The sequence below is a fragment of the Salinivibrio costicola subsp. alcaliphilus genome (assembly GCF_001996185.1).
In the GTDB taxonomy this organism is placed as follows: domain Bacteria; phylum Pseudomonadota; class Gammaproteobacteria; order Enterobacterales; family Vibrionaceae; genus Salinivibrio; species Salinivibrio costicola.
In genome coordinates, this window is the sequence record NZ_MUFR01000158.1 from 1 (window position 1) to 369 (window position 369).

Consider the following 369-nt stretch of genomic DNA (forward strand, 5'->3'; position numbering starts at 1 on the left):
GATATTGGCGGTGTACAGCACAGGCGGATTCTCGCCTTCATTATCAATCTCGATATCAACGGTCGACACCTGCTCTCTCGCTTGCCTCATTTGTTTATCTCCAAAACATCCAGTGAGTAAAAAGAGGCTAAGTATCACGCCCACACATTTCATTTCTGCTGCCTACTTCATTTATCCAGTCGTTTGCTTCAGGGGTGTTGCCGCCCCTGATTCGATTTAGCCAATAATGACATCCCCGGAGCCTGACACCAGTACGCCACCGCAGTTAAGCGCATCGCCAATACGGGCGGCAGGTTTACCATCAATCAGTACCCCAGATGCGCCCGCAGCAATCTGGCGACCATGAGAGCCATGTGGGGTTTTCGGGCA

General features: G+C 51.5%; 1 protein-coding gene. It reads right to left on the reverse strand.

Features of this window, described 5'->3' with window-relative positions:
* Positions 1-216 precede the first annotated feature (216 nt).
* A partial coding sequence (locus BZJ21_RS15670; RefSeq protein WP_174566353.1) for a PAAR domain-containing protein occupies positions 217-369 on the reverse strand: 153 nt, incomplete at its 5' end.